We start from the raw sequence: 238 nt of genomic DNA, 5'->3' as shown, positions 1-238 counted from the left end.
ATGGAGATGTGGCAGTTCCACCCAACCGGTATCGCCGGTGCGGGCGTGCTGGTCACCGAAGGCTGCCGTGGTGAAGGCGGCTATCTGCTGAACAAACATGGCGAACGCTTCATGGAGCGTTATGCGCCGAACGCCAAAGATCTGGCGGGCCGCGACGTGGTGGCGCGCTCAATGATGATTGAAATCCGTGAAGGTCGCGGCTGTGATGGCCCGTGGGGTCCACATCTCAAACTGAAAC

The 238-nt window shown here is 60.1% G+C and carries 1 protein-coding gene; it reads left to right on the top strand.

What is annotated here, in order from left to right; translation table 11 throughout:
• On the top strand, nucleotides 1-238 hold a 238-nt coding region (locus SB765_RS33415; RefSeq protein WP_410933007.1), incomplete at both ends, for an FAD-binding protein.

The organism is Pseudomonas sp. SIMBA_067 (assembly GCF_046534675.1).
Taxonomy (GTDB): domain Bacteria; phylum Pseudomonadota; class Gammaproteobacteria; order Pseudomonadales; family Pseudomonadaceae; genus Aquipseudomonas; species Aquipseudomonas putida.
This window is presented reverse-complemented; position numbering and strand designations above follow the sequence as displayed.